At 66.4% G+C, this 21,787-nt stretch carries 18 protein-coding genes and 2 pseudogenes; 11 read left to right on the top strand and 9 right to left on the bottom strand.

Translation table 11 applies throughout. The features are described from left to right. The first annotated feature begins 29 nt into the window (after positions 1-29). The 6 genes from VLK31_RS00300 to VLK31_RS00275 all read left to right on the top strand — a co-directional run bounded on the left by VLK31_RS00300 (position 30) and on the right by VLK31_RS00275 (position 6,039). Entirely contained in the window at positions 30-1,031 is a 1,002-nt protein-coding gene (locus tag VLK31_RS00300; RefSeq protein WP_409166375.1) for a PDR/VanB family oxidoreductase, read from the top strand. A 179-nt stretch (positions 1,032-1,210) separates the two neighbouring features. Further along, positions 1,211-2,395: an ABC transporter substrate-binding protein gene (locus VLK31_RS00295; protein WP_409166374.1), complete on the top strand. Its 1,185-nt coding sequence runs from the start codon at positions 1,211-1,213 to the stop codon at positions 2,393-2,395. A 318-nt stretch (positions 2,396-2,713) separates the two neighbouring features. After that, positions 2,714-3,586, top strand: coding sequence for a branched-chain amino acid ABC transporter permease (locus tag VLK31_RS00290; protein ID WP_409166373.1), 873 nt, complete (start codon positions 2,714-2,716; stop codon positions 3,584-3,586). Next, positions 3,586-4,584 carry a branched-chain amino acid ABC transporter permease gene (locus tag VLK31_RS00285; protein WP_409166372.1) on the top strand — a complete coding sequence of 333 codons (999 nt, stop codon included), beginning with the start codon at positions 3,586-3,588 and terminating at the stop codon, positions 4,582-4,584. The genes VLK31_RS00290 and VLK31_RS00285 overlap by 1 nt, the downstream gene beginning before the upstream one ends. Beyond that, positions 4,581-5,342, top strand: a complete 762-nt coding sequence (locus VLK31_RS00280; RefSeq protein WP_409166371.1) for an ABC transporter ATP-binding protein — start codon at positions 4,581-4,583, stop codon at positions 5,340-5,342. Before VLK31_RS00285 ends, VLK31_RS00280 begins: the two co-directional genes overlap by 4 nt. Next, positions 5,335-6,039 (top strand): ABC transporter ATP-binding protein, encoded by a 705-nt coding sequence (locus VLK31_RS00275; protein WP_409166370.1) that lies wholly within the window; start codon positions 5,335-5,337, stop codon positions 6,037-6,039. The genes VLK31_RS00280 and VLK31_RS00275 overlap by 8 nt, the downstream gene beginning before the upstream one ends. Here VLK31_RS00275 and VLK31_RS00270 read toward each other — a convergent pair. From VLK31_RS00270 to VLK31_RS00260, 3 genes and pseudogenes are all read right to left on the bottom strand, one after another. After that, positions 6,034-6,693 (bottom strand): annotated as a pseudogene (locus tag VLK31_RS00270) (DsbA family protein); the annotation flags it as partial. The gene VLK31_RS00275 and the pseudogene VLK31_RS00270 overlap by 6 nt on opposite strands. Positions 6,694-6,704: 11 nt before the next feature. Then, a pseudogene (locus VLK31_RS00265) lies at positions 6,705-7,607 on the bottom strand (MBL fold metallo-hydrolase); the annotation flags it as partial. Positions 7,608-7,727: 120 nt separating this feature from the next. Then, positions 7,728-8,630, bottom strand: coding sequence for a LysR family transcriptional regulator (locus VLK31_RS00260; RefSeq protein ID WP_409166369.1), 903 nt, complete (start codon positions 8,628-8,630; stop codon positions 7,728-7,730). Between the two features lie 110 nt (positions 8,631-8,740). On the opposite strand from VLK31_RS00260, the gene VLK31_RS00255 reads away from it, so the two are divergent. The 3 genes from VLK31_RS00255 to VLK31_RS00245 are packed head-to-tail and all read left to right on the top strand — an operon-like array spanning position 8,741 to position 11,937. After that, a complete protein-coding gene (locus VLK31_RS00255) occupies positions 8,741-9,700 on the top strand; it encodes a hydroxymethylglutaryl-CoA lyase (RefSeq protein ID WP_409166368.1) in 960 nt (319 codons plus the stop codon). Then, positions 9,697-10,905, top strand: coding sequence for a CaiB/BaiF CoA transferase family protein (locus VLK31_RS00250; protein ID WP_409166367.1), 1,209 nt, complete (start codon positions 9,697-9,699; stop codon positions 10,903-10,905). Before VLK31_RS00255 ends, VLK31_RS00250 begins: the two co-directional genes overlap by 4 nt. A 45-nt stretch (positions 10,906-10,950) precedes the next feature. Beyond that, complete coding sequence (locus VLK31_RS00245; protein WP_409166366.1) at positions 10,951-11,937, top strand: tripartite tricarboxylate transporter substrate binding protein; 987 nt, start codon at positions 10,951-10,953, stop codon at positions 11,935-11,937. Positions 11,938-12,060: 123 nt separating this feature from the next. Here VLK31_RS00245 and VLK31_RS00240 read toward each other — a convergent pair whose 3' ends face one another. The 3 genes from VLK31_RS00240 to rpoD all read right to left on the bottom strand — a co-directional run bounded on the left by VLK31_RS00240 (position 12,061) and on the right by rpoD (position 16,767). After that, entirely contained in the window at positions 12,061-13,206 is a 1,146-nt protein-coding gene (locus VLK31_RS00240) for an HPP family protein (protein ID WP_409166365.1), read from the bottom strand. A 16-nt stretch (positions 13,207-13,222) separates the two neighbouring features. Further along, positions 13,223-14,458, bottom strand: a complete 1,236-nt coding sequence (locus tag VLK31_RS00235) for a multidrug effflux MFS transporter (protein ID WP_409166364.1) — start codon at positions 14,456-14,458, stop codon at positions 13,223-13,225. A gap of 107 nt (positions 14,459-14,565) precedes the next feature. After that, the gene (gene rpoD, locus VLK31_RS00230) at positions 14,566-16,767 is read right to left on the bottom strand and encodes an RNA polymerase sigma factor RpoD (protein WP_409166363.1); all 2,202 of its coding nucleotides are present in this window, start codon (positions 16,765-16,767) and stop codon (positions 14,566-14,568) included. Here rpoD and VLK31_RS00225 point away from each other — a divergent pair. Further along, positions 16,760-17,092: a hypothetical protein gene (locus tag VLK31_RS00225; protein ID WP_409166362.1), complete on the top strand. Its 333-nt coding sequence runs from the start codon at positions 16,760-16,762 to the stop codon at positions 17,090-17,092. The genes rpoD and VLK31_RS00225 overlap by 8 nt on opposite strands. A gap of 122 nt (positions 17,093-17,214) precedes the next feature. On the opposite strand, the gene dnaG is transcribed toward VLK31_RS00225, so the two are convergent. Then, positions 17,215-19,248, bottom strand: coding sequence for a DNA primase (gene dnaG, locus VLK31_RS00220; protein WP_409166361.1), 2,034 nt, complete (start codon positions 19,246-19,248; stop codon positions 17,215-17,217). Between the two features lie 82 nt (positions 19,249-19,330). Between dnaG and VLK31_RS00215 the strand changes: the two genes are divergently transcribed. Further along, positions 19,331-20,278 carry a YihY/virulence factor BrkB family protein gene (locus VLK31_RS00215; RefSeq protein ID WP_409166360.1) on the top strand — a complete coding sequence of 316 codons (948 nt, stop codon included), beginning with the start codon at positions 19,331-19,333 and terminating at the stop codon, positions 20,276-20,278. Here VLK31_RS00215 and VLK31_RS00210 read toward each other — a convergent pair. After that, a complete protein-coding gene (locus VLK31_RS00210; protein ID WP_409166359.1) occupies positions 20,226-20,984 on the bottom strand; it encodes a 3-hydroxyacyl-CoA dehydrogenase in 759 nt (252 codons plus the stop codon). The genes VLK31_RS00215 and VLK31_RS00210 overlap by 53 nt on opposite strands. A gap of 236 nt (positions 20,985-21,220) precedes the next feature. Continuing rightward, positions 21,221-21,772 carry a phasin family protein gene (locus VLK31_RS00205; protein ID WP_409167337.1) on the bottom strand — a complete coding sequence of 184 codons (552 nt, stop codon included), beginning with the start codon at positions 21,770-21,772 and terminating at the stop codon, positions 21,221-21,223. Positions 21,773-21,787: the final 15 nt, after the last annotated feature.

Genomic DNA, 21,787 nt, shown 5'->3' with positions numbered 1-21,787 from the left:
TTCTTTTCCCCGTCTTTGGTATTGCCCCGATGAAAAGCGATCTTCAATGGATGCAGGCGCAGGTCGTCGCATTGCGCGACGTCACGCCCACCGTGCGCGAGTTCGAACTGCGCCCCCAGAGCGACGAGGGCGTGGATGCCCTGGTCGGCGCCTATGAACCCGGCGCCCACCTGCAGGTGCAGGTGATGACGGCGCAGGGCAAGCTGCAGACCCGCTCTTACTCGCTGGTGGGCGAGGGCGATGGCCGCTGCTGGCGCATTGCCGTCAAGCGGCTGGACGACGGCCGTGGCGGCTCGCTTGCGATGTGGCGGCTGGCCGAGGGCGACCGCCTGCAGGTGAGCGCGCCGCAGAACCACTTTGCGCTCGACCTCTCGGCGCCCGGCTACCTGCTGGTGGCGGGCGGCATCGGCATCACGCCGCTGGTGCTCATGGCGCAGCGGCTGGCCGCGCACGCAAAGCGCGCTGGCGTGCCCGTGACCATGCTCTACGGCGCGCGCAATGCCGAGGAGTTCGGCTACCTGGCGCATCTGAAAGAAGCGCTGGGCGAGGGCGTCACGGCGCACGAAGGCTCGGCCCCCATCGACTTTGCCGCGGCCATCGACGCGCTGCCGACGGGCGGCCAGCTCTACACCTGCGGCCCGGTGCCGATGCTCGAAGCCCTCAAGCGCGCCTGGCACGCGGCCGGCCGCCCCCTGGCGGATCTGCGCTTCGAGACATTCGGCAGCAGCGGGCGCCTGGCGACGCAGCCGTTTCAGGTGCGCATTCCGCGGCACGACCTGACGATCACCGTACCGACCGACAGCACCTTGCTGGAAGCACTCGACGCCGCCGGCGTGCAGACCCTGTGGGACTGCAAGCGCGGTGAATGCGGCCTGTGCGCCATGGACGTGCTGGCGGTGGACGGCGAAATCGACCACCGCGACGTGTTTTTGAGCGAACACGAGAAAGCGTCGACCACGCGCATTTGCGCCTGCGTGTCACGCGCCGTGGGTACGCTCACGCTCGACTCCGCGTACCGCGCCGACCACTGACGCCGCAACACCCGCACAGCAGGGTGGCTGCCGGTTTGCGCGATCATCGCGCAGTTCATTTGTTGATCGCGCAACAAAGGCCCGCGAGCGGGCCGAGGTAGGTGATTGCCTGCTTCGCCGAATGTTGCAAAGTGTTGAAAATAGCCCCGGTTTCGAGTTCCGTCCCTGAAGGAAAAAACATGCAAAGACGCCATCTCATCCAGACCGCCGCCCTGTCGGCGCTCGCGGTTTCCACGGTTCTTTCGGTCCCGCTGGCCAGCGCCCAGGACAACAAGTTCAAGATTGGCCTGATCCTGCCCATGACCGGCCAGTCGGCCTCCACCGGCCGCCAGATCGAAGCTGCCGCGCGCCTGTACATGGCCCAGAACGGCGACACCGTGGCCGGCAAGAAGGTCGAGCTGATCGTGAAGGACGACACCGGCCTGCCCGACGTCACCAAGCGCATGGCGCAGGAGTTGGTGGTGAACGACAAGGTCAACGTGCTGGCCGGCTTTGGCCTGACGCCCCTGGCCCTGGCCGTGGCGCCCATCGCCACCCAGTCGAAGACGCCCCAGCTCGTGATGGCCGCGGCCACGTCCAGCATCACCGAGGCATCGCCGTACATCATTCGTTCGGGCTTCACGCTGCCGCAGGTGTCGGTGCCCATGGGCGACTGGGCGCCGAAGAACGGCATCAAGACGGTGGTGACCCTGGTGGCCGACTACGGCCCGGGCAACGACGCCGAGAAGTTTTTCAGCGAGCGCTTTCAGCTCAACGGCGGCAAGGTGATCGACAAGCTGCGCGTGCCGTTGCGCAACCCCGACTTCGCGCCGTTCCTGCAGAAGGTGCGCGACGCCAAGCCCGACGCGCTGTTCGTGTTCGTGCCCTCGGGCGCGGGTGCCGCGGTGATGAAGCAGTTTCTGGAGCGTGGCATGGACAAGGCCGGCATCAAGCTGATTGCCACCGGCGACGTGACGGACGACGATCAACTGAACGACATGGGCGACGGTGCGCTGGGCGTGGTCACCTCGCACCACTACTCGGCCGCGCATCCTTCGGCGATGAACAAGAAGTTCGTCGAAGCCTTCCAGAAGGCCAACCCCAAGCTGCGCCCCAACTTCATGGCGGTGGGTGGTTATGACGGCATGCGTGTGATCTACGAAGCGCTGAAGACGACCAAGGGTCAGGGCGGTGGCGACGCGCTGCTGGCGGCCATGAAGGGCCAGGTTTTCGAGAGCCCGCGCGGCCAGATGATGATCGACGCGCAGACCCGTGACGTGGTGCAGGACGTGTACCTGCGCAAGGTCGAGAAGAAGGACGGGCAGCTTTACAACGTCGAGTTCGACGTGATCAAGAGCGTCAAGGATCCTGGCAAGACGAAGTGATTTTTGCTGCGGGCTTGGGGCTCGGTCGTTCAGGGCGCGCTCACGCCGACGGGGTGCTCTGCTCCGCGAATGTCCCCCGGCCTGCGGCCTCCTCCTTTATTTCGCTGCGCAGAGCACCCCATCGGCGTGCGCGTTTTCAGAGCTCTGGTTGATCGAGCGGATCAACCGCCGCGCTTCTCGTGCGAAGGGCATCGGGTGTCTCCCGCAGCGAAATAAAGGAGGAGCCGAAGGCGGGGGACATTCGCGGAGGGAGACACCCGGTGGCCTTCGCACGTACCCCGAACAAGAGCCCTCACAACAGCCCCATGAAGACCTGAAATGCTGACCATTCTTTTCGACGGCATCGCCTACGGCATGCTGCTTTTCGTGCTCGCTGTAGGCCTTGCCGTGACCCTCGGTTTGATGAACTTCATCAACCTTGCGCACGGTGCGTTTGCCATGGCCGGCGGATACCTCACCGTGTTCGCGATGCAGAAACTCGGCCTGCCCTTTCTGGCCTGCCTGCCGCTCGCATTCATCGTCGTCGGCCTGGCCGGTGCCTTGCTCGAACGCACCCTCTACCGGCCCATGTACGGCAAGTCGCACCTCGACCAGGTGCTCTTTTCCATCGGCCTCGCCTTCATGGCCGTGGCCGCCATCGACTACTTCGTCGGCTCCTCGCAGCAGAACGTACAACTGCCCGAGTGGCTGCGCGGACGCACCGAAATCGGTGACGGCGCGCTCATGCTCGGCATGGGCCACTACCGGCTGTTCATCATCGGCGTGTGCGCCGTGCTCACCGTCGTGCTGCAGCTCATCTTGTCCAAGACCCGCTTCGGCAGCCGCCTGCGCGCCGCCGTCGACGATCCGCGCGTGGCCGCCGGGCTGGGCATCAACGTGAACATCGTGTTCCTGCTGACCTTTGCAGTGGGCTCCGGCCTTGCCGGGCTCGGCGGCGCATTGGGCGCGGAGATCCTCGGGCTCGACCCGACATTCCCGCTCAAGTACATGATCTATTTTCTGATCGTCGTGTCCGTTGGCGGCACCTCGTCCATCACCGGTCCGCTTGCCGCGGCGCTCCTGTTGGGCATTGCCGACGTGGCGGGCAAGTATTTCATTCCGAAGATGGGGGCGTTCACCGTCTACCTGCTGATGATCCTGATCCTCATGTGGCGGCCCCAGGGCCTGTTCACCCGCAAGGGAGGCCGCTGATGCGCACGCCTCCCACCGCCGCCGGCTTTCAGTCGGCCCTGCTGCGCAAGGCGCGCTGGCACCCGCTCGAATTCGTGGCCTGGGCCGTGGCCTTTGCGCTGCCGCTGGTCATGCCTTCGCACTCGCTGCTGGTCAACGAGATTGCCATCGTCGCGCTGTTCGCGATGTCGCTCGACCTCATCCTGGGCTACACCGGCATCGTGTCGCTCGGCCATGCGGCGTTCTTCGGTTTTGGCGCGTACGCGGCGGCGCTTTTCGCCAAGCTCGTCATGCCCGACCCTACCGTGGGCCTGCTGGTGGCGACCGTGCTGTCGGCCGTGCTGGGCCTCGCGGCCAGCGTGACCATCCTGCGCGGCAGCGACCTCACGCGGCTCATGGTCACGCTGGGCACCGCGCTGCTCTTGCTCGAACTCGCCAACAAGCTCGACTGGCTCACCGGCGGCGCCGACGGCCTGCAGGGCGTGGTGATGGGGCCGGTGCTCGGCCTGTTCGACTTCGACCTGTACGGTCGCACGGCCGCCTGGTACTCACTGGCCGTGATGCTGGTGCTGTTTCTGCTTATGCGCCGCCTGGTGCATTCGCCGTTCGGCGCCACGCTGAAGGCCATTCGCGACAACCGGCTGCGCGCCATGGCCATCGGCATTCCGGTGGTGTCGCGCCTGGCCACGGTCTACACCATTGCCGCCGGCGTGGCCGGCGCCGCGGGTGCGCTGCTGGCGCAGACCACGGGCTTTGCGTCGCTCGACGTGCTGGCCTTCGACCGCTCGGCCGACGTGCTGCTGATGCTGGTCATCGGCGGCGTGGGCTGGCTGTATGGCGGCGTGGCGGGTGCCATCGTATTCAAGCTGCTGCAGACCTGGCTGTCGGCCGTGACGCCGCAGTACTGGATGTTCTGGATCGGCCTGATCCTGGTGCTGATGGTGCTCACGGGGCGCGAGCGGCTGCTCAAGCCCTGGACATGGTTCGGCATGGGCAAGAAGAAGGGCGGTGCGGCATGACCGACACCGTGCTTTCCACCCACGGCCTGGTGATGCGCTTCGGCGGCATCACGGCCACCAACAACGTGACGATGGAGCTCAAGCGTGGCGCGCGCCATGCGCTCATCGGCCCCAACGGCGCGGGCAAGACCACGCTCATCAACCAGCTCACGGGCGTGCTCACGCCCAGCGAAGGCCGCATCACGCTGCTGGGCGAGGACATCACCACGCTGGCGCCGCACAAGCGCGTGGCGCGCGGGCTGGTGCGCACCTTTCAGATCAACCAGCTGTTCGACTCGATGACCCCGCTGGAAACGCTGGCGCTCGTGGTGTCGCAACACCAGGGCATCGGCGCGCAATGGTGGCGCCCGCTGGGCGCCAGCAAGGCGGTGGCCGAGCGCGCCACGCAGCTGCTGGAGCAGTTCCACCTGGGCGACGTGGCGCAGCAGCAGGTGAAGCACCTGGCCTATGGCAAGCGCCGGTTGCTGGAGATTGCGATTGCGCTGGCCTGCGAGCCGCGCGTGCTGCTGCTCGACGAGCCGGTGGCGGGCGTGCCCGCCGGCGAGCGCGAAGAGCTGCTGCAGACCGTGGCCGCGCTGCCGGCCGATGTGTCGGTGCTGCTCATCGAGCACGACATGGACCTGGTGTTCAGCTTTGCCGACCGCATGACCGTGCTGGTCAACGGCACGCTGCTGACCGAAGGCGACCCCCAAACCATTGCCAACGATCCGAAGGTGAAAGAGGTCTATCTGGGCCACGGAGAAAGTGCCCATGTCTGAGCTCTTGCGCATTGAAAACCTGAGCGCCGGTTACGGCGAAGCCGTGGTGCTGCACGACGTGGCGTTCACGCTTGGCGAAGGCCAGACGCTGGCGCTGCTGGGCCGCAACGGCACGGGCAAGACCACGCTCATCAACACGCTGGCGGGTGCCACGCGCCAGCACGGCGGCAGCATCACGCTGGGCGGGCTGGCGCTGCACAAGCTGGCGCCTCACCAGCGCGCGGCGGCCGGCATTGGCTGGGTGCCGCAGGAGCGCAACATCTTCAAGTCGCTGACGGTGCACGAGAACCTCACGGCCGTGGAGCGGCAAGGCAAGTGGAACCCGCAGCGCGTGTACGAGATGTTCCCGCGCCTGGCCGAGCGCAAGACCAACCTGGGCACGCAGCTTTCGGGCGGCGAGCAGCAGATGCTGGCCGTGGGCCGCGCGCTGGTGCTCAACCCCAAGCTGCTGCTGCTCGACGAGCCGCTCGAAGGGCTCGCGCCCATCATCGTGGAAGAGCTGCTGCGCGCCATCCGCCGCATCACGCAGGACGAGGGGCTGGCCGCGATCATCGTGGAGCAGCACCCGCAGGCGATCCTGGCGATTTCCGACGAAGCGGTGGTGCTCGACCACGGCACCATCGTGCACACGGAAAACGCAGCCTTGCTGCGCACGCAGCCGCAGGTGCTCGACCGGCTGCTGGGCGTGGCGCGCTAAGAGCAGCCCGGCCAGCTTCACCTTCCAGTCGTCGGCACGCCCCAGCCACGGGCCGATGTCGATGCGGCTGGCGCAGCCATCGGCCTGCGCCAGCACGAAGGTCGGAAAGCCCTGGCCGCCTGCGCGCTGGAGGAACTGGCGGCTTTGCGCCATGTGCTGCGCGGTGGCCGCACCCGAGAGGCTGACGTACGCGGTGCCGAAGGCCTCGGCGTCGAAGCCCAGCTCCGCGGCCAGCGCGGTCAGCACCTCCACGTCGGCGATGCGCCGGCCCTCGACATAGTGCGCGCGCTGCAGGCGGTGCACCATGTCCAGCCCGCCGCCTTCGCGCAGCGACTCGGCCGTAAGGATGGCGGTGGTCGGCGGCTCTGAGTCCATCACCGCGCCGGTGTCGCGCAGCAGGCCCTCGAAGTAGCCTTCGCCGAAGGGCTGGCCTGTCATCTCGGCGATGCGGCGGTCGTGCGGCATCACGTACTCGCGCCATTGCGGCGTGATGGCGCGGCGGTTGGCGCCGGTCATCATGCCGCCGCCATGGAACGCCACGCGCAGGCCGGGCACGCCGCGCGCCGCGGCCACCAGCGGCGCGGCGGCGTAGCACCAGCCGCACATCGGGTCGAAGATGTAGTGCAGCACGGCGCCCTTGGGCTCGTCCGGCATGTCGTTCATTGGGGCCATTTCATTTCTCCCTTGATGACCTTGGCGCCGAGTTCCAGCGACGAGGTGTCTTCCAGCTTGGGGTAGCGCTGCTTCATGGCGGCGATCAGCGCTGCCGAGTCCTTGGCCTTTGCGGCCTCGGTCTCGAAGGCCTTCAGGTAGGTGCGCGTGAACTTCACCGAGGCCGGCGAGTATGGCGCCGAGCCGTTCGCATTGGGCAGGTAATGCCCGGGCACCACGGTCTTGGGGTGCAGCGCGCTGATGCGGTCCAGCGTCTTGAGCCAGTCGCGGCGCGAGGCGGGCGTTTGCGTGTCGGCAATCCACACGTGGATGTTGGCCGACACCGGAATGCCGCCGACCACGGCCTTGAGCGACGGAATCCATGCGAAGGTGCGTTCGGGCGTGGGGCTGTCGAGCCCGACGATCTGGATCTTGCGGCCTTCGAGCACGATGGTGTCGCCGGCCAGTGCTTCAGGCACCACCAGCGTCTGGGGCGCATTGCCCTTCAGGATCGGGGCCCAGTGCGCGAGCTTGCCGTCCTTCGAGGCCTGGATGGCGGCCACGGTCTGCGGCGTGGCGACGATCTTGGCGTCGGGAAAGGCGGCCTGCACCACGTCGAGGCCGAAGTAGTAGTCGGGGTCGCTGTGGCTGATGTAGACCGTGGTGAGCTTCTTGCCCGTGGCCTTGATCTTCTGCACCAGCGCCTGCGCGTCGTTGCGCTGGAACTGCGCGTCGATCAGCACGGCGTCGGTCTGGCCGGTGACGATTTCCGAGGACACCGGGAACATCGACTTCGTGCCGGGGTTGTAGACCTCAAGCTGCAGCGGCGGGGTGGCCTTTGCCGCTTGAACGATCAGCGGCGCAAGGCTCAACGAGGCGGCCAGGGCGGCGGCGGACAACAGGGTTCTGCGGAACATAAGGGGTCTTTCATTGGATGACAGCACGTACCTTTGCACTGTAGGTTGCGTGAATCGAATGAAAAACCCGCTTCAGGGCAATGAATAGTTTCGGATTCCGGGCGAATGCATGCCGCACCCTCAGTCCGTCGCGCAGCGCTCCAGGTGCGCCACCAGCAATTGCGCGGAAGGCGACAGCGTGGCGTCGCCCCTGAAGCAGATCGCAAACCGCCGCCGTGCCCAGGTGTCTGTCAGCGGCATCAGCCGCAGGCCGAAGGCATCGGTGAACGGGCGGGCCACTTCCACCGGCACCACGCTGATGGCCAGCCCGGCGCGCACCACGCGCAGCGCGGCGTCGAAGTTGGACACCAGCACCCGGTACACCAGCGGCTTGCCCGCCACCGCCGCCTCGCGCGCCAGCATGAGTTGCACGGCGCTCAACGCGGGCATGCCGACGAACTCGTGGTCGAGCGCCTGCTCGAAGCGCACCTGCGCGTGCTGCGCCACCGGATGCGACGGGTGCGCGACGATGGCCAGGTGGTCGGAGCGGTAGTCGCGCCGCTCCAGCCCGTCGAGGTCGGCGGCGTCCCAGCACAGGCCGATGGAAGCGCTGCCTTCTCGGATGCCGCGCACGATCTCCGGGCTCACGCGCTCTTCCATGTCGACGCGGATGTTGCGGTTGGCCGGGTTCTGCAAAAAGCCGGCCACGTCTTCGGCCAGCGACTCGGCCATCACCGAGGCCGACGCCAGGATGCGCACATGCCCGCGCGCGCCGCCCACGTAGGCGGCCATGTCGCGCTCGATGCGGTGGGCGCTGCCGAGCATGGCGCGGGCGTGCTCCAGCAGGGTTTCGCCGGCCGGGGTGGGCACCACGCCGTGGCGCTTGCGCAGCAGCAGCGGCGTGCCCACCGTGTCTTCGAGCTGCGCCAGCCGCTTGCTGATGGCCGAGCCGACGATGCTGGCCTGCTCGCCGGCGCGCGCGATGCTGCGGGTTTCGCAAACGGAAACGAAGAGGCGCAGGGTGGTCAGGTCGAGGTCGCGCATGGTGCTTTCTTGGTGTTCCACTCTGGAATCTGATGGCTTCCAAAATATACCTTCTGGACCCAATCGGAACTTCTAGTATGGCGTCGTACCCCTCACGACGGAGACAAGTTTTGATTCACGCCTTCCTGCCGCCACGCGCGGTCGTCCGAGAAGTGGGCCTGCGCGACGGCCTGCAAAGCATTGCCCGCGTGCTGCCGACCGCACGCAAGCTCGAATGGATCCGCGACGCGCATGCGGCCGGCCAGCGCGAGATCGAAGTGGGCTCCTTCGTGCCCGCGCACCTGCTGCCGCAACTCGCGGACACGGCCGAACTGCTGGCCTACGCCAAGACGCTGCCGGGGCTCTTTGCCTCGGTGCTGGTGCCCAACCTGAAGGGCGCCGAGCGTGCCATTGCGGGCGAGGCTGATCTGATGATCGTGCCGCTGTCGGCCAGCCACTCGCACAGCCTGGCCAACCTGCGCAAGACGCCCGACGAGGTGGTGGCCGAGGTCGGCCGCATCCGCGCGGCGCGCGACGCGGCGGGCTCCAAGACGCTGATCGACGGCGGCGTGGGCACGGCCTTCGGCTGCACGCTGCAGGGCCATGTCGATCCCGACGAGGTGCTGCGGCTGATGCAGGCGCTGCTGGACGCCGGCGCCGACCGCGTGAGCCTGGCCGACACCGTCGGCTATGCCGATCCGGCGATGGTGCGCAGCCTGTTCGAGCGCGCGCTGCGCATCGCGGGCGACCGCCTGTGGTGCGGGCACTTCCACGACACGCGCGGCATGGGGCTCGCGAACGTGTATGCGGCGCTCGAAGTCGGCATCACGCGCTTCGACGCCTGCTTGGCCGGCATCGGCGGCTGCCCGCACGCGCCCGGTGCCAGCGGCAACGTCGACACCGAAGACCTGGTGTTCATGCTCCAGAGCATGGGCGTGGCCACCGGCGTCGACCTGCCCAAACTGCTCGACCTGCGCCAGCGCGTGGCGGGCTGGCTCGAAGGCGAAACCCTGCAGGGCACGGTGTGGCGCGCGGGCTTTCCGAAGACCTTCACGGCCACGGCCGTAGTGGCCGAAGGGGTCGCGGCATGAGCACGACCCACGCGCAAGAAAAGCGCCTGCCGCTGGCCGGCATCCGCGTGGTCGAGTTCACGCACATGGTGATGGGCCCGACCTGCGGCATGGTGCTGGCGGACCTGGGCGCCGAGGTCATCAAGGTCGAGCCCATCGAGGGCGACCGCACGCGGCATTTGCTGGGCGCGGGCGCGGGCTTTTTCCCCATGTTCAACCGCAACAAGAAGAGCATTGCGCTCGACCTGAGGCACCCGCAGGGGCTGGAAGCCGCGCTGCGCCTGTGCGCCACGGCCGACGTGGTGGCGCAGAACTTCAAGCCCGGCACCATGGACAAATACGGCCTGGGCTATTCGGCGCTCGGCAAGCTCAACCCGCGCCTGGTGTACGTCAACCACACCGGCTTTCTGCCCGGCCCGTACGAGCACCGCACCGCGCTCGACGAGGTGGTGCAGATGATGGGCGGGCTGGCCTACATGACGGGCCGGCCGGGCGACCCACTGCGCGCGGGCACCAGCGTGAACGACATCATGGGCGGCATGTTCGGTGCCATCGGCGCCATCGCCGCGCTGATGCAGCGCGGCGAGACTGGCAAGGGGCAGGAGGTGCAGTCCGCGCTGTTCGAGAACAACGTGTTCCTGGTCGGCCAGCACATGCTGCAGTACGCCATCACGGGGCAGGCGGCGGCGCCGATGCCCGAGCGCATTTCTGCCTGGGCGCTGTACGACGTGTTCACGGTGAAAGACGGCGAGCAGATCTTTCTGGCCGCGGTGAGCGACGCGCAATGGAAAACGTTTTGCGACGCGATGGGCTTCGACGATCTGAAGGCCGACCCGGCCCTGCGTACCAACAACGACCGCGTGCGCCTGCGGCCCACGCTGCTGGCCGACCTGCGACTGCGGCTGGCCGAACGGTCGGCGGCGGAACTGTCGGCCCTCTTCGAGGCCAATGGGCTGCCCTTTGCGCCTATCACGCGGCCCGAAGACCTCTACAACGACCCGCACCTGAAGGCCACCGGCGGGCTGGTGGACATTCGCCTGCCCGACGGCGAGCGGGCCGGCGAAATGGCGCAGACCACGCTGTTCCCGATCACGCTGGGCGGTGAGCGCCTTGGCGTGCGGCTGCATCCGCCCACGCTGGGCGAGCACACGCGCGAGCTGCTGACCGAGCTGGGCTACGGGCGCGAGCAGGTGGACGCGCTGCAGGCCGATGCGGCTGTGGCCTGAGCCGCACGCAGCGACTTTTCAAAAAACATAAAGAGAGACAAGACCATGACGAAGACATTTCCCCCGATGAACCGCCGCACGGTGCTCGGCTTTGGCGCGTGCGCCGCCGCGGTGGCAGCCTTTCCCGCCATTGCGCAGGGCTCCGACAAGCCCATTCGCTTCATCCTGCCGATCAGCGCGGGCTCGGGCGTCGACACCATCGTGCGCGCGGCTTCGGTGGCGCTCGGCAAGGCCTTCGGCCAGCCGGTAGTCATCGAGAACCTGCCGGGCGCGGGCGGCATCACGGGCGCGGCGGCCATCGTCAAGGCCGCGCCCGACGGGCTCACGCTGGGCATGGTGTCGAACAACCACGTCATCAACCCGGCGGTCTACAAGAAGATGCCCTTCGACGCGATCAACGACATCACGCCGATCAGCGTGGTCGGCGCCACGCCGCTGGTGCTGGTCGCCAACCCGAAGCTGGCGGCGAAGAACGTGCCCGAGCTGATCGCGCTGCTGCGCGCCAAGCCGGGCGGCTACAACTATGCGTCGTCGGGCAACGGCACCATCCTGCACCTGGCCGATGAAATGTTCATGGACGAAGCGGGCGTGAAGGCGCGCCACATTCCGTACAAGGGCACCGGGCCGATGATGACCGACATGATCGGCGGACAGGTCGAGATGGGCGTGGTGGCGCTGCCGGCGGTGCAGCAGCACATCAGGAGCGGTGCGCTGCGCGCCATTGGCCTGTGCGGCGCAACTCGCTCGCCGGCCGCGCCCGACATTGCGACCATTGCGGAGCAGGGCTTGCCCAACTACGCGGTCGAGGGCTGGTTCGCGGTGATCGGCCCGGCGAAGATGCCGGCCGCAGACGTGCAGCGCGTGCATGCCGCCGTGGTTGCTGCGTTCACCAGCGCCGAGGTGCGCGAGGCGATGGACAAGCAGGGCAACGTCATCAAGCCCACGACGCCGGAGCAGGCGACGAGCTTCTTCCGCAGCGAAGCGGCGCGTTATGCGGCGCTGGTGAAGAAGGCGAACGTCGTCCTGGAATGAAGGTCTTGCTCCTTCCCCTTCCGGGGGAAGGCGGGGATGGGGGCGAGCGGCGCTTGTTCGGGGCAGTGCCTCATCGAGTGCCGTCGTGCCCCCACCCCAACCCTCCCCCGGGAGGGGAGGGAGTCATGCGGGGCCTACCGCGCGGTACAACGCCCGCACGAAATCCGACTGCGTGATCATCCCGGTCAACCTTTTCTCGGCATCGATGATCGGAATATGGTGGTGCCCGCCTTCGGAGAACAGCGGCACCAGGTCGACCACCGGCCGGTCGGCGCTGGCCACGCGCACCTGGCGCGTCATGATCTGGCCGACCACCTCGGGCTTGTCCGACATCACCGTGCGCGTCGCGCGGATCAACTCGCGCAGCTTGCCGGCGATGCCTTCGTGGTGCTGCAGGTCGAGTTGGCGCAAGAAGTCGGCTTGCGTCACGATGCCCACCACGCGGCGCGTGCGGTCGATAACGGGCAGGGCCTTGATGCGGCGCTCGTGCATCAGCGCCCAGGCCTCCTGCAGCGGCGTGCCGAACTCCACCGACACAGGCGCACCCGACATGATGTCCGCGCAATGCAGCGTGCCCAGGCGCCGCTTGTACGACTCAAGCTCGGTCTGCTGAATCAGTGACGCAAGGTCGTCGCGGCTGATGTCCAGCACCTGGTTGTAGCGGGCCAGCACGGCGTCGAGGTCGGCCTGGCTGAAGCGTGCGTCGCGTGCATCAAGGGCATTGGCGGCCGGCGGCCGCGCCACCTGCACATGCGGATAGCGCCGGCCGGTGAGCGTGTTGTAGGCCACGCCCGCCAGCACCAGCAGCACCGAGTTGGCGAGCACCGGGAAGAGGGCGGACGAAAAATGCGTGGTGTGCGTCAGCACCGCGAGCAAGGCGGCAGCACCACCGGGCGGGTGCAGGCAGCGCGTGAAGAACATGAGGCCGATGGCCGCTGCGACAGCGATCGCACCAGCCAGCGCGGGGTCGGGAATCCAGTTGGCGGCGGCAATGCCGACGAGCGCCGACAAGGTGTTGCCGCCAATCACCGCCCAAGGTTGCGCCAGTGGGCTGGCCGGCAGCGCGAACACCAGCACCGCGCTGGCGCCCAGCGGCGCAATCAGCCAGACGCCGGCATGCAGCGGGCCCGCCAGCCAATGCGACAGCAAGGCCGTGAGCAGCAGGCCCAGCCCGGCGCCCGCCACCGCGCGCAGTCGCTCGCGGGCATCGACAGTGTTGCGGCCCGGCAGCCAGGCACGGGCATGAGCAAGGAGGGCATCGAGCCGCATCGCCGCGCCCCTCTGCTCAACCTTCGTGGGCCACCATGCGCCCGATCTCCGGCCAGCGCCCGTGCAGCCACACCCACGCCACGAGCCCGATCACCAGCATGGTCATGGAGGTCAGCGCGAGCGCGAGCGTCGAATGCATCACCAGCGGCGCAATGGCGCCGGCCACCACGCCGTTGGCGGTGGAGCCGATCACGGCCTGCAGCGACGAAGCCATGCCGCGGCGCTCGGGGTGCAGGTCGAGCACCAGCAGCGTGACCACCGGCACCATCAGCGCCCAGCCGAAGGCGAACACCGCCAGCGGCCACAGCGCCCATGCCACGTGGGCCTGAAAGAAGAAGTTGGCCACCACGTTGACCACCGACGTCACCAGCATGATGAGAAAGCCATCGCGAATCTGCCGCTTGGGCGCCACCTTGCCGGCCATGCGGCCGCTGGCGCGCGCGCCGAGCATGATGCCGCCGATGGTCATCAGGAAGAACCAGAAGAACTGCTGCGGCTGCAGCGCCAGGTGGTCGCCCAAGAAAGCGGGTGCGGCCAGCACATAGAGGAACATGCCGTTGAAGGGCACGCCACTGGCAAAGGCCAGCAGCAGAAAACGCGGGTCGGAACACAAGTCGCGGTAGCCGCGCATCAGGTGGCGCACCTGGAACGGCTGGCGGTGGTCCTTGTGCAGCGTTTCGGGCAGCAGCTTGTAGTTGGCCGCGAACAGCACCACGCCCACCGCCACCAAAAACCAGAAGATCGCATGCCAGCCCGCATGCACGAACAGAAAGCCGCCCACGATGGGCGCAATGGCCGGTGCCACGCCGAAGTAGATGGTCACCTGGCTCATGACGCGCTGCGCCTCTGCCGGCGGAAACATGTCGCGAATGACCGCGCGCGACACCACGATGCCCGCGCCCGTCGACAGGCCCTGCAGGCCGCGAAACAGCACCAGCTGCGTGATGTTCTGCGACAGCGCGCAGCCCAGCGAGGCAATGGTGAACACCGCCAGGCCCCACAGCACCACCGGCCGGCGCCCGAAGCTGTCCGACAGCGCGCCGTGGAACAGGTTCATGAACGCAAAGCCGAACAGGTAGGCCGAGAGCGTCTGCTGCATCTCGGCAGGCGTGGCGCCAATGGACTGCGCAATGCCCGAGAACGCCGGGATGTAGGTGTCGATGGAAAAGGGCCCGAGCATGCCCAGCACGGCGAGCAGCACGGCAAGCGCCCAGCGCGGGGCTTGCCAGAGTTTGTCTGCATCGGGATTCATGGGGTCAGCGCCTCCGTGGGTACTTGGGGTTGTCTAGAGCAAAAAAAGAGAACGCCCGCCGCCCGGGTGAGGGGCAAGGCGGGCGCTTTGGCTTCAGCGAACCCGGATTACAGGGTGTCGATGAAGCTGCGCAGCTTGTCGGAACGGCTCGGGTGCTTCAGCTTGCGCAACGCCTTGGCTTCGATCTGGCGAATGCGCTCGCGGGTCACGTCGAACTGCTTGCCGACTTCTTCCAGCGTGTGGTCCGTGCTCATCTCGATGCCGAAGCGCATGCGCAGCACCTTGGCTTCGCGTGGCGTGAGCGAGTCGAGGATGTCCTTGACCACGTCGCGCAGGCCGGCTTGCATGGCGGCCTCGATGGGGGCCGTGTTGCTGCTGTCCTCGATGAAGTCGCCCAGGTGCGAATCGTCGTCGTCGCCGATCGGCGTTTCCATGGAGATCGGCTCTTTGGCGATCTTCATGATCTTGCGGATCTTGTCTTCCGGAATTTCCATCTTCGCGGCCAGGATGCTGGCGTCGGGCTCGAAGCCGAACTCCTGCAAATGCTGGCGCGAAATGCGGTTCATCTTGTTGATCGTCTCGATCATGTGCACCGGAATACGGATGGTGCGCGCCTGGTCGGCAATCGAGCGGGTGATGGCCTGGCGGATCCACCACGTGGCGTACGTCGAGAACTTGTAGCCGCGACGGTATTCGAACTTGTCGACCGCTTTCATCAGGCCGATGTTGCCTTCCTGGATCAGGTCCAGGAACTGCAGGCCGCGGTTGGTGTACTTCTTGGCGATGGAAATCACGAGGCGCAGGTTGGCCTCGATCATTTCCTTCTTGGCGTCACGCGAAGACGATTCGCCTTCGTTCATGCGCTTGTTGATGTCCTTCAGCTGGGTCAGCGGCACCACCACGCGCGATTGGATGTCGGCCAGGCGCTGCTGCAGTTCCTGCACCGGCGGAATGTTGCGCGCGAGCACGGCGCTCCAGGGCTTGCCGGCGGCGGCCTGCTTTTCTACCCACTTCAGGTTCAGCAGGTTCGACGCGATGCGGTTGCCGTTCTTGTCGTAGCCGCTGAAGTCGCGAATGAACTCGTCCTGCGGAAAGCCGCACTTGTCCACGATGATGCGGCGCAGTTCGCGCTCTTTCTTGCGCACGTCGTCGACCTGCGTGCGCACCAGGTCGCACAGCTTTTCGATGGTCTTGGCCGTGAAGCGGATGGTCATCAGCTCTTCGGACAGGGCCTCCTGGGCCTTGACGTACGTGGGCGTGCCGTAGCCTTCCTTGTCGTAGGTCTTGTGGACCTTCTCGAACATGCCGGCGATGCGGTCGAAGCGCGTGAGCGCCTCGTTCTTGAGTTCTTCGAGCTTCTTGGTGAGGGCCTTGGAGCCGCCCTTGCCGTCGTCGTCGTCTTCTTCGTCGAATTCGTCGAAGTCTTCTTCGGCCACGTAGTCGTCGGCCTCGTTGGGGTTGGAGAACCCGTCGACGATGGTCGAGATGACGACCTTGCCTTCGCGGATCGTGGCGGCCATTTCCAGAATGGCGGCAATGGTGGCGGGGGAGGCCGAAATGGCTTCCATCATGGCCATCAGGCCACCTTCGATGCGCTTGGCGATTTCAATTTCGCCTTCGCGCGTCAGCAGCTCGACCGTGCCCATTTCGCGCATGTACATGCGGACCGGGTCGGTGGTGCGGCCAAATTCGCTGTCCACCGTGGACAGAGCCGCTTCGGCTTCTTCCTCGGCTTCTTCCACCGTGGTGGCGGTGGGCGCGGTGTTGTTCAGCAGCAGGGTTTCAGCGTCGGGCGTTTGCTCGTACACCGCCACGCCCATGTCGTTGAGCATGGTGACCACGACTTCCATGGTCTCGGCGTCCACCAGCTTGTCGGGCAAGTGGTCGGAGATTTCGCCGTGCGTGAGGTAGCCGCGGGTCTTGCCCAGCGTGATCAGGGTCTTCAGGCGCGAGCGGCGCTTGGCCATGTCTTCTTCGGAGAGCACGGTCTCGTCGAGGCCGAACTCCTTCATCAAGGCGCGTTCCTTCGCCTTGCTGATTTTCATGCGCAGCGGCTTGACCTTTTCTTCGGTCGTGGTGGCTGCCACGGGCTCGTCGCCCGCGATGTCTTCTTCGATGTCCGACAGGTCGATGTCGCTCTCGGGCGCATCCTTGTCAGCCTTGGGCTTGCGGCCGCGCTTGGCGCCGGTGGCGGGGGAGGCAGAACCAGCAGCAGCGGCGGCGGCCTTGGGCGGACGGCCGACCTTCTTGGCTGCGGGGGCGGCTGCTTTTTTGGGATCGTCGAGAGAAGAAGTCGATTTCGTGGGCACGTTTTTCACTTTCGTTGCGGCTGCCGCCTTGGACACGGCGACACCCGTCTTAGTTGCTGGCTTCGCGCCGGCTTTCAACGGTTTTTCTGCTGCGGGCTTGGTGGCGACGCTTTTGGCAAGTGAAGGAGCAGGCTTCTTTGAACTGGGCATACGACCTCGTTACGACAAGAAAAGACAAGCGAAATCACAGGCGCACCGTCACACGGACAGCGCCACCACAGCCCGTGCACAGGCACGGACTCAAACAATTGGGAAAGAGGAATTAATTCCTCAAAAAGGCAAGATGTCGGGCGAACATTTGGTGTGCAGTCCTTGCGGTTATTGACCCTTTCCGTCGGAATTTACCGTTGGAGTGCGTTGCGCTAGGGGTCGGCCCGGAGGTGCTGCTGTCGCTCTTGCCTAATTCGCCAGTTGCGAAGCCCTACATTATAGCGCGTTGCGCAGATTTCAAGTTGTTTCTGCACCAGAAGCGCGAATCCGTGCCCGCAATTCGAGCCGGCGGGTCTCCAGCGCCTTGTAGCGTTCAAGCGCCTTGGGGTCGGTGCCCACGGCGGCGATGGCCTCGCTTTGCTGGGCCTTCAGGCGGTCGTCGAGCATGAAATCGAGCACGCTGGTGAGTTCGCGGGCGGCTTCGGCCAGGCGCTGCGCCTCTTCGCCTTCGGGAATTGGCCGCGCTTCCGCGACGGACATCTGCCGCTCGGCCAGGCCTTCGAAATCCATGCCGCGCATGCCTTCTCGCAGCGCCGCCCAGGGCCGCACGCCGTGTTCGTGCAACTGGCTGTCCAGCCAGGTGAAGAGCGCGCCGTGCGGGCCGGGCAGATCGCACAGCATGACGTGGAGTTCGTGCGACAGCGCGTCCCACTGGGCCATGTTCGACAGCAGCAGGCGCACCGCAACGTCGGGCCGGCTCGGCGGGGCGCCGCGCCCGCGCAGGGGCTCGATGGGTTCCTCGAACTTGCCGCCCCAGCGCTTGCCTTTGACGAACTTGCGCTGTTGGAACTTGGGTTTGCTATCGCTTTCGTAGCGCTGTGGTTCGTAATCTTGGGGCGGCGGCATGTCTGGGTAGTAGTCGTCGCCTCCTCCCATCCCACCACCACCGTTGTAGCCACCCGGCTCGCTGTAGCGCTGCGGCGCGGGCGCGCCACCCACCTTGCGCGGGCCGGGTATGGAAGCCCAGAGCTCCGACAGGGCCGGCGCGTCGAGCTGAACCAAGCTCGCAATTTCGCTCAGCAACTGGCGCTTGAGCGCGCCGTCGGGCATCGCGCTCCAGAGCGGGCGCACATTGCTGGTCATGTGCGCGCGGCCTTCGGCGGTCGTCAGGTCGCAGCCTTCGCGGGCGGCTTCGAGCATGAAGCGCGACAGCGGCGTGGCCTCGTTCACGAAGCCGGCGAAGGCCTCCGCGCCGTGCGCGCGAATGAAGCTGTCGGGGTCGTGCTCGGCCGGCAGAAACAGAAACTTGATGCTGCGCACGTCGGTGGCGTAGGGCAGGGCGCCGTCCAGCGCCTTGCGCGCGGCACGCCGGCCCGCGGCGTCGCCGTCGAAGCTGAACACCACCGACTCGGTGAAGCGGAAGAGCTTTTGCACATGCTCCGCGGTGCACGCGGTGCCCAGCGTGGCCACCGCGTTCGGAAAGCCGAGCTGGGCCAGCGCCACCACGTCCATGTAGCCCTCGGTCACCAGGGCATAGCCGCGGTCGCGGAAGGCGGCGCGCGCTTCGTACAGGCCGTAGAGCTCGCGGCCCTTGCTGAAGACGGGCGTTTCGGGCGAGTTCAGATACTTGGGCTTTTCGTCGCCGAGCACCCGGCCGCCGAAGCCGATGCATTCGCCCTTCACGTTGCGGATGGGGAACATCACGCGGTCGCGAAAGCGGTCGTAGCGCTTGGCGTCGGCCTCGCTGAGCTGGCCTTCCTCGTTGTTGACGATCACCAGCCCGCTTTCTGCCAGCAAGGGATCGTCGTAGTCGGGGAACACGCTGGCCAGCGAGCGCCAGCCGGCCGGCGCATAGCCGATGCCGAACTGCTTGGCAATCTCGCCCGAGACGCCGCGGCCCTTGAGGTAGTCGATGGCGCCGGGGGCCTGGCGCAGCTGCTTGCGGTAGGCGTCGCCGGCTTTTTCGAGCACGTCGGTCAGCGTGGCCTGTTTCTGGCGCTGGGTGGCGGCGCGGGCGCGTTCGGCGGGAGAGGCGTCGTCCTCGGGCACCTGCAGGCCGTACTGGCCGGCCAGGTCGTGCACCGCCTCGACGAAGCCCATGCCGGCATGCTCCATGAGAAAGCCGATGGCGTTGCCATGCACCCCGCAGCCGAAGCAGTGATAGAACTGTTTCGTCGGGCTGACGGAGAAAGAGGGCGATTTCTCGCCGTGGAACGGGCACAGCCCCATGAAATTGGCGCCGGCCTTCTTCAACTGCACGTAGCGGCCGACGATTTCGACCACATCGGCGCGCGCGATGAGTTCCTGGATGAATGAAGCGGGGATGGTCATGTAGGCGAAGAGCGGCAAATCATACGCATGCGGCGCCATGCCCGTGGGCCGGCGGCATACTGAAAGCGTCCGGAATCCAAGCATGACGACGCCCAACCCCCTGAAACACGCCGCGCCGCTGCTGCGCCACCCCCTGCGATTCATCTGGGAAGCACTCAAGGAATTTCGCGCCAACCAGGGGCTTCTGCTCGCCGGCGCGGTGGCTTACTACGCCTTGCTTTCCATCGTGCCGCTGCTGATCGTGAGCGTGATTGCGCTCTCGCACGTCATCGAGCAGGCCGAGTTGCTGCGCACCATCGGGCGGTACCTGGAATGGTTGCTGCCAGGCCAGTCGAAGGCGATCGTGTCAGAGCTGTCGAGCTTTCTGGACCACCGCGACGTGCTGGGGCCGGTGCTGCTGGTGACGATGATCTTCTTCAGCTCGCTGGCCTTCAGCGTGCTCGAAAGCGCCATGGCGGTGATCTTTCACCACCGCAAGGCAGACCACAAGCGCCACTTTCTGGTGTCTGTGGCCATGCCCTATGTCTACATCCTGTGCCTGTGCGTGGGGCTGTTGCTGGTGACGCTGGTGTCGGGTGCGCTGCAGCTGGTGGGGCAGGAGAGCGTCGACCTGCTGGGGCGCAGCTGGTCGCTGTCGGGCATTTCGGGCCTGTTGCTGTATCTGCTGGGGCTGGGCGGCGAGATCTTCATGCTGACCTCGCTGTACCTCGTGATGCCGGCCGGGCGCATGTCGCTGCAGCATGCGCTGCTGGGCGGGGTGACGGCCGCGCTGCTGTGGGAAGCCACGCGGCGCGTGCTGATCTGGTACTTTTCGACGCTGTCGCAGGTGAACGTGGTCTATGGCTCGCTCACCACGGCGATCGTGGTGCTGCTGAGCCTGGAGATTGCCGCCACGCTGGTGCTGCTGGGGGCCCAGGTGATCGCGAACTACGAGCGCCTGGACCGCACCGGCAGCGTGGTGCCGCCGAAGGCGCCGCTCAGCGCGGAGCCAGCCGAATTGCTCCGTCCAGGCGAATCACTTCGCCGTTGAGCATGTCGTTTTCGATGATGTGCTTGGCCAGCTTGGCGTAGTCGTCGGGCGTGCCCAGGCGCGAGGGGAACGGCACGCTGGCGGCCAGCGCGTCCTGCACTTCCTGCGGCATGCCGAACAGCATGGGCGTGCCGAAGATGCCGGGGGCAATGGTCATGTTGCGGATGCCGCTGCGCGCCAGATCGCGCGCAATCGGCAGGGTCATTCCGACGATGCCGCCCTTCGAGGCGCTGTACGCGGCCTGGCCGATCTGGCCGTCGTAGGCCGCGACCGAGGCGGTGGAAATGAGCACGCCGCGTTCGCCGGTGGCTTCGGGCTCGTTCTTGCCCATGGCGTCGGCTGCCAGGCGAATCATGTTGAAGCTGCCGATCAGGTTGACCGTGACGGTCTTGCTGAACACCGCCAGCGCGTGCGGCCCGTTCTTGCCCACGGTCTTCTCGGCCGGTGCGATGCCGGCGCAGTTGACCAGGCCTACCAGCTTGCCGAGCGCGACGGCTGCGGCCACCACGGCCTGGCCGTCGGCTTCCTGGCTCACGTCGCACTTGACGAACACGCCGCCGATGTCTTTGGCGACCGCTTCGCCCTTGTCAGCCTGCATGTCGGCGATGACCACCTTGGCGCCATTGGCGGCCAGCATGCGCGCCGTGCCTTCGCCGAGGCCCGAAGCGCCACCGGTCACGATAAAAACCTTGCCGTCGATCTGCATTGAAAGTCTCCTGAGATGAGCCAAGCATTATCGAAGACGCAAGCAAATGCCAGAAACACCGTGGAACCGGCTTTGCCGGGCCACCGGTGTTGCCCCCGGTAGGGGGAAGGAGAAGCGACACGAAGTGCGCGCAGCCTGGGGGCGAGCAACATGACAAAAAAAAGGCCTCATCCGAAGATGAGGCCCTGAATTGGATCCGTGAGGACCCAAGGAGACAACTGGTGGTGGTCGACGGCTCAGCGCTTGCGCGTGGCGGTCGCGGTCTTCGCAGCAGCAACGGCTTGCGACGACACGGCATTGAAGTTGGCTTCGGCAACGTCCGAAGCTTGCTTAACGGCCTTTTGAACCGATTCGAAAGCGTTGTTGGCGGCAGCCACGGCACTCTTCATGACGGCAACGGCTGTTTCCGAACCGGCCGGGGCGTTCTTGGAAGCGCTGTCGACCATGCCGACGAAGGCTTGCTGGGCTTCGGAAGCCTTGGCTTCGAAGGCCTTGCTGAATTCAGCGCTGGTGCCTTGGGCGATGTCATACAGATGACGGCTGTAGGCGGCGGTCTTTTCGGCCAGGGGCTGGAACAGGCTGGCTTGCAGCGTCAGCAGCTCCTGGGCGTCCTTGACGCTCATGGCGGCCTGGGCGGTGCTCTGGGCTTCGGCCATGGCAGCCTTGGAGGCCGTGACGTTCAGTTCGACCAGCTTTTCCACGCCTTCGAAAGCCTTGGTGGTCAGGCCGAACAGGGTTTCGAGGTTGGCTTTTTGGGCGGCGAGGAATTGGTCAGCGGTCAGGGCCATTTGGTATCTCCAGAA

This window comes from Variovorax sp. H27-G14 (assembly GCF_046156345.1).
In the GTDB taxonomy this organism is placed as follows: Bacteria; Pseudomonadota; Gammaproteobacteria; order Burkholderiales; family Burkholderiaceae_C; genus Variovorax.
This window is presented reverse-complemented; position numbering and strand designations above follow the sequence as displayed.

Excerpts from the sequence above, each read along its gene's own strand:
- VLK31_RS00215 (WP_409166360.1), top strand. The coding sequence starts at position 19,331 with ATGACGACGCCCAACCCCCTGAAACACGCCGCGCCGCTGCTGCGCCAC.
- VLK31_RS00295 (WP_409166374.1), top strand. The coding sequence starts at position 1,211 with ATGCAAAGACGCCATCTCATCCAGACCGCCGCCCTGTCGGCGCTCGCG.
- VLK31_RS00260 (WP_409166369.1), bottom strand. The coding sequence starts at position 8,630 with ATGCGCGACCTCGACCTGACCACCCTGCGCCTCTTCGTTTCCGTTTGC.
- VLK31_RS00290 (WP_409166373.1), top strand. The coding sequence starts at position 2,714 with ATGCTGACCATTCTTTTCGACGGCATCGCCTACGGCATGCTGCTTTTC.
- VLK31_RS00300 (WP_409166375.1), top strand. The coding sequence starts at position 30 with ATGAAAAGCGATCTTCAATGGATGCAGGCGCAGGTCGTCGCATTGCGC.
- VLK31_RS00280 (WP_409166371.1), top strand. The coding sequence starts at position 4,581 with ATGACCGACACCGTGCTTTCCACCCACGGCCTGGTGATGCGCTTCGGC.
- VLK31_RS00285 (WP_409166372.1), top strand. The coding sequence starts at position 3,586 with ATGCGCACGCCTCCCACCGCCGCCGGCTTTCAGTCGGCCCTGCTGCGC.
- VLK31_RS00250 (WP_409166367.1), top strand. The coding sequence starts at position 9,697 with ATGAGCACGACCCACGCGCAAGAAAAGCGCCTGCCGCTGGCCGGCATC.
- dnaG (WP_409166361.1), bottom strand. The coding sequence starts at position 19,248 with ATGACCATCCCCGCTTCATTCATCCAGGAACTCATCGCGCGCGCCGAT.
- VLK31_RS00205 (WP_409167337.1), bottom strand. The coding sequence starts at position 21,772 with ATGGCCCTGACCGCTGACCAATTCCTCGCCGCCCAAAAAGCCAACCTC.
- VLK31_RS00245 (WP_409166366.1), top strand. The coding sequence starts at position 10,951 with ATGACGAAGACATTTCCCCCGATGAACCGCCGCACGGTGCTCGGCTTT.
- VLK31_RS00240 (WP_409166365.1), bottom strand. The coding sequence starts at position 13,206 with ATGCGGCTCGATGCCCTCCTTGCTCATGCCCGTGCCTGGCTGCCGGGC.
- VLK31_RS00235 (WP_409166364.1), bottom strand. The coding sequence starts at position 14,458 with ATGAATCCCGATGCAGACAAACTCTGGCAAGCCCCGCGCTGGGCGCTT.
- VLK31_RS00275 (WP_409166370.1), top strand. The coding sequence starts at position 5,335 with ATGTCTGAGCTCTTGCGCATTGAAAACCTGAGCGCCGGTTACGGCGAA.
- VLK31_RS00210 (WP_409166359.1), bottom strand. The coding sequence starts at position 20,984 with ATGCAGATCGACGGCAAGGTTTTTATCGTGACCGGTGGCGCTTCGGGC.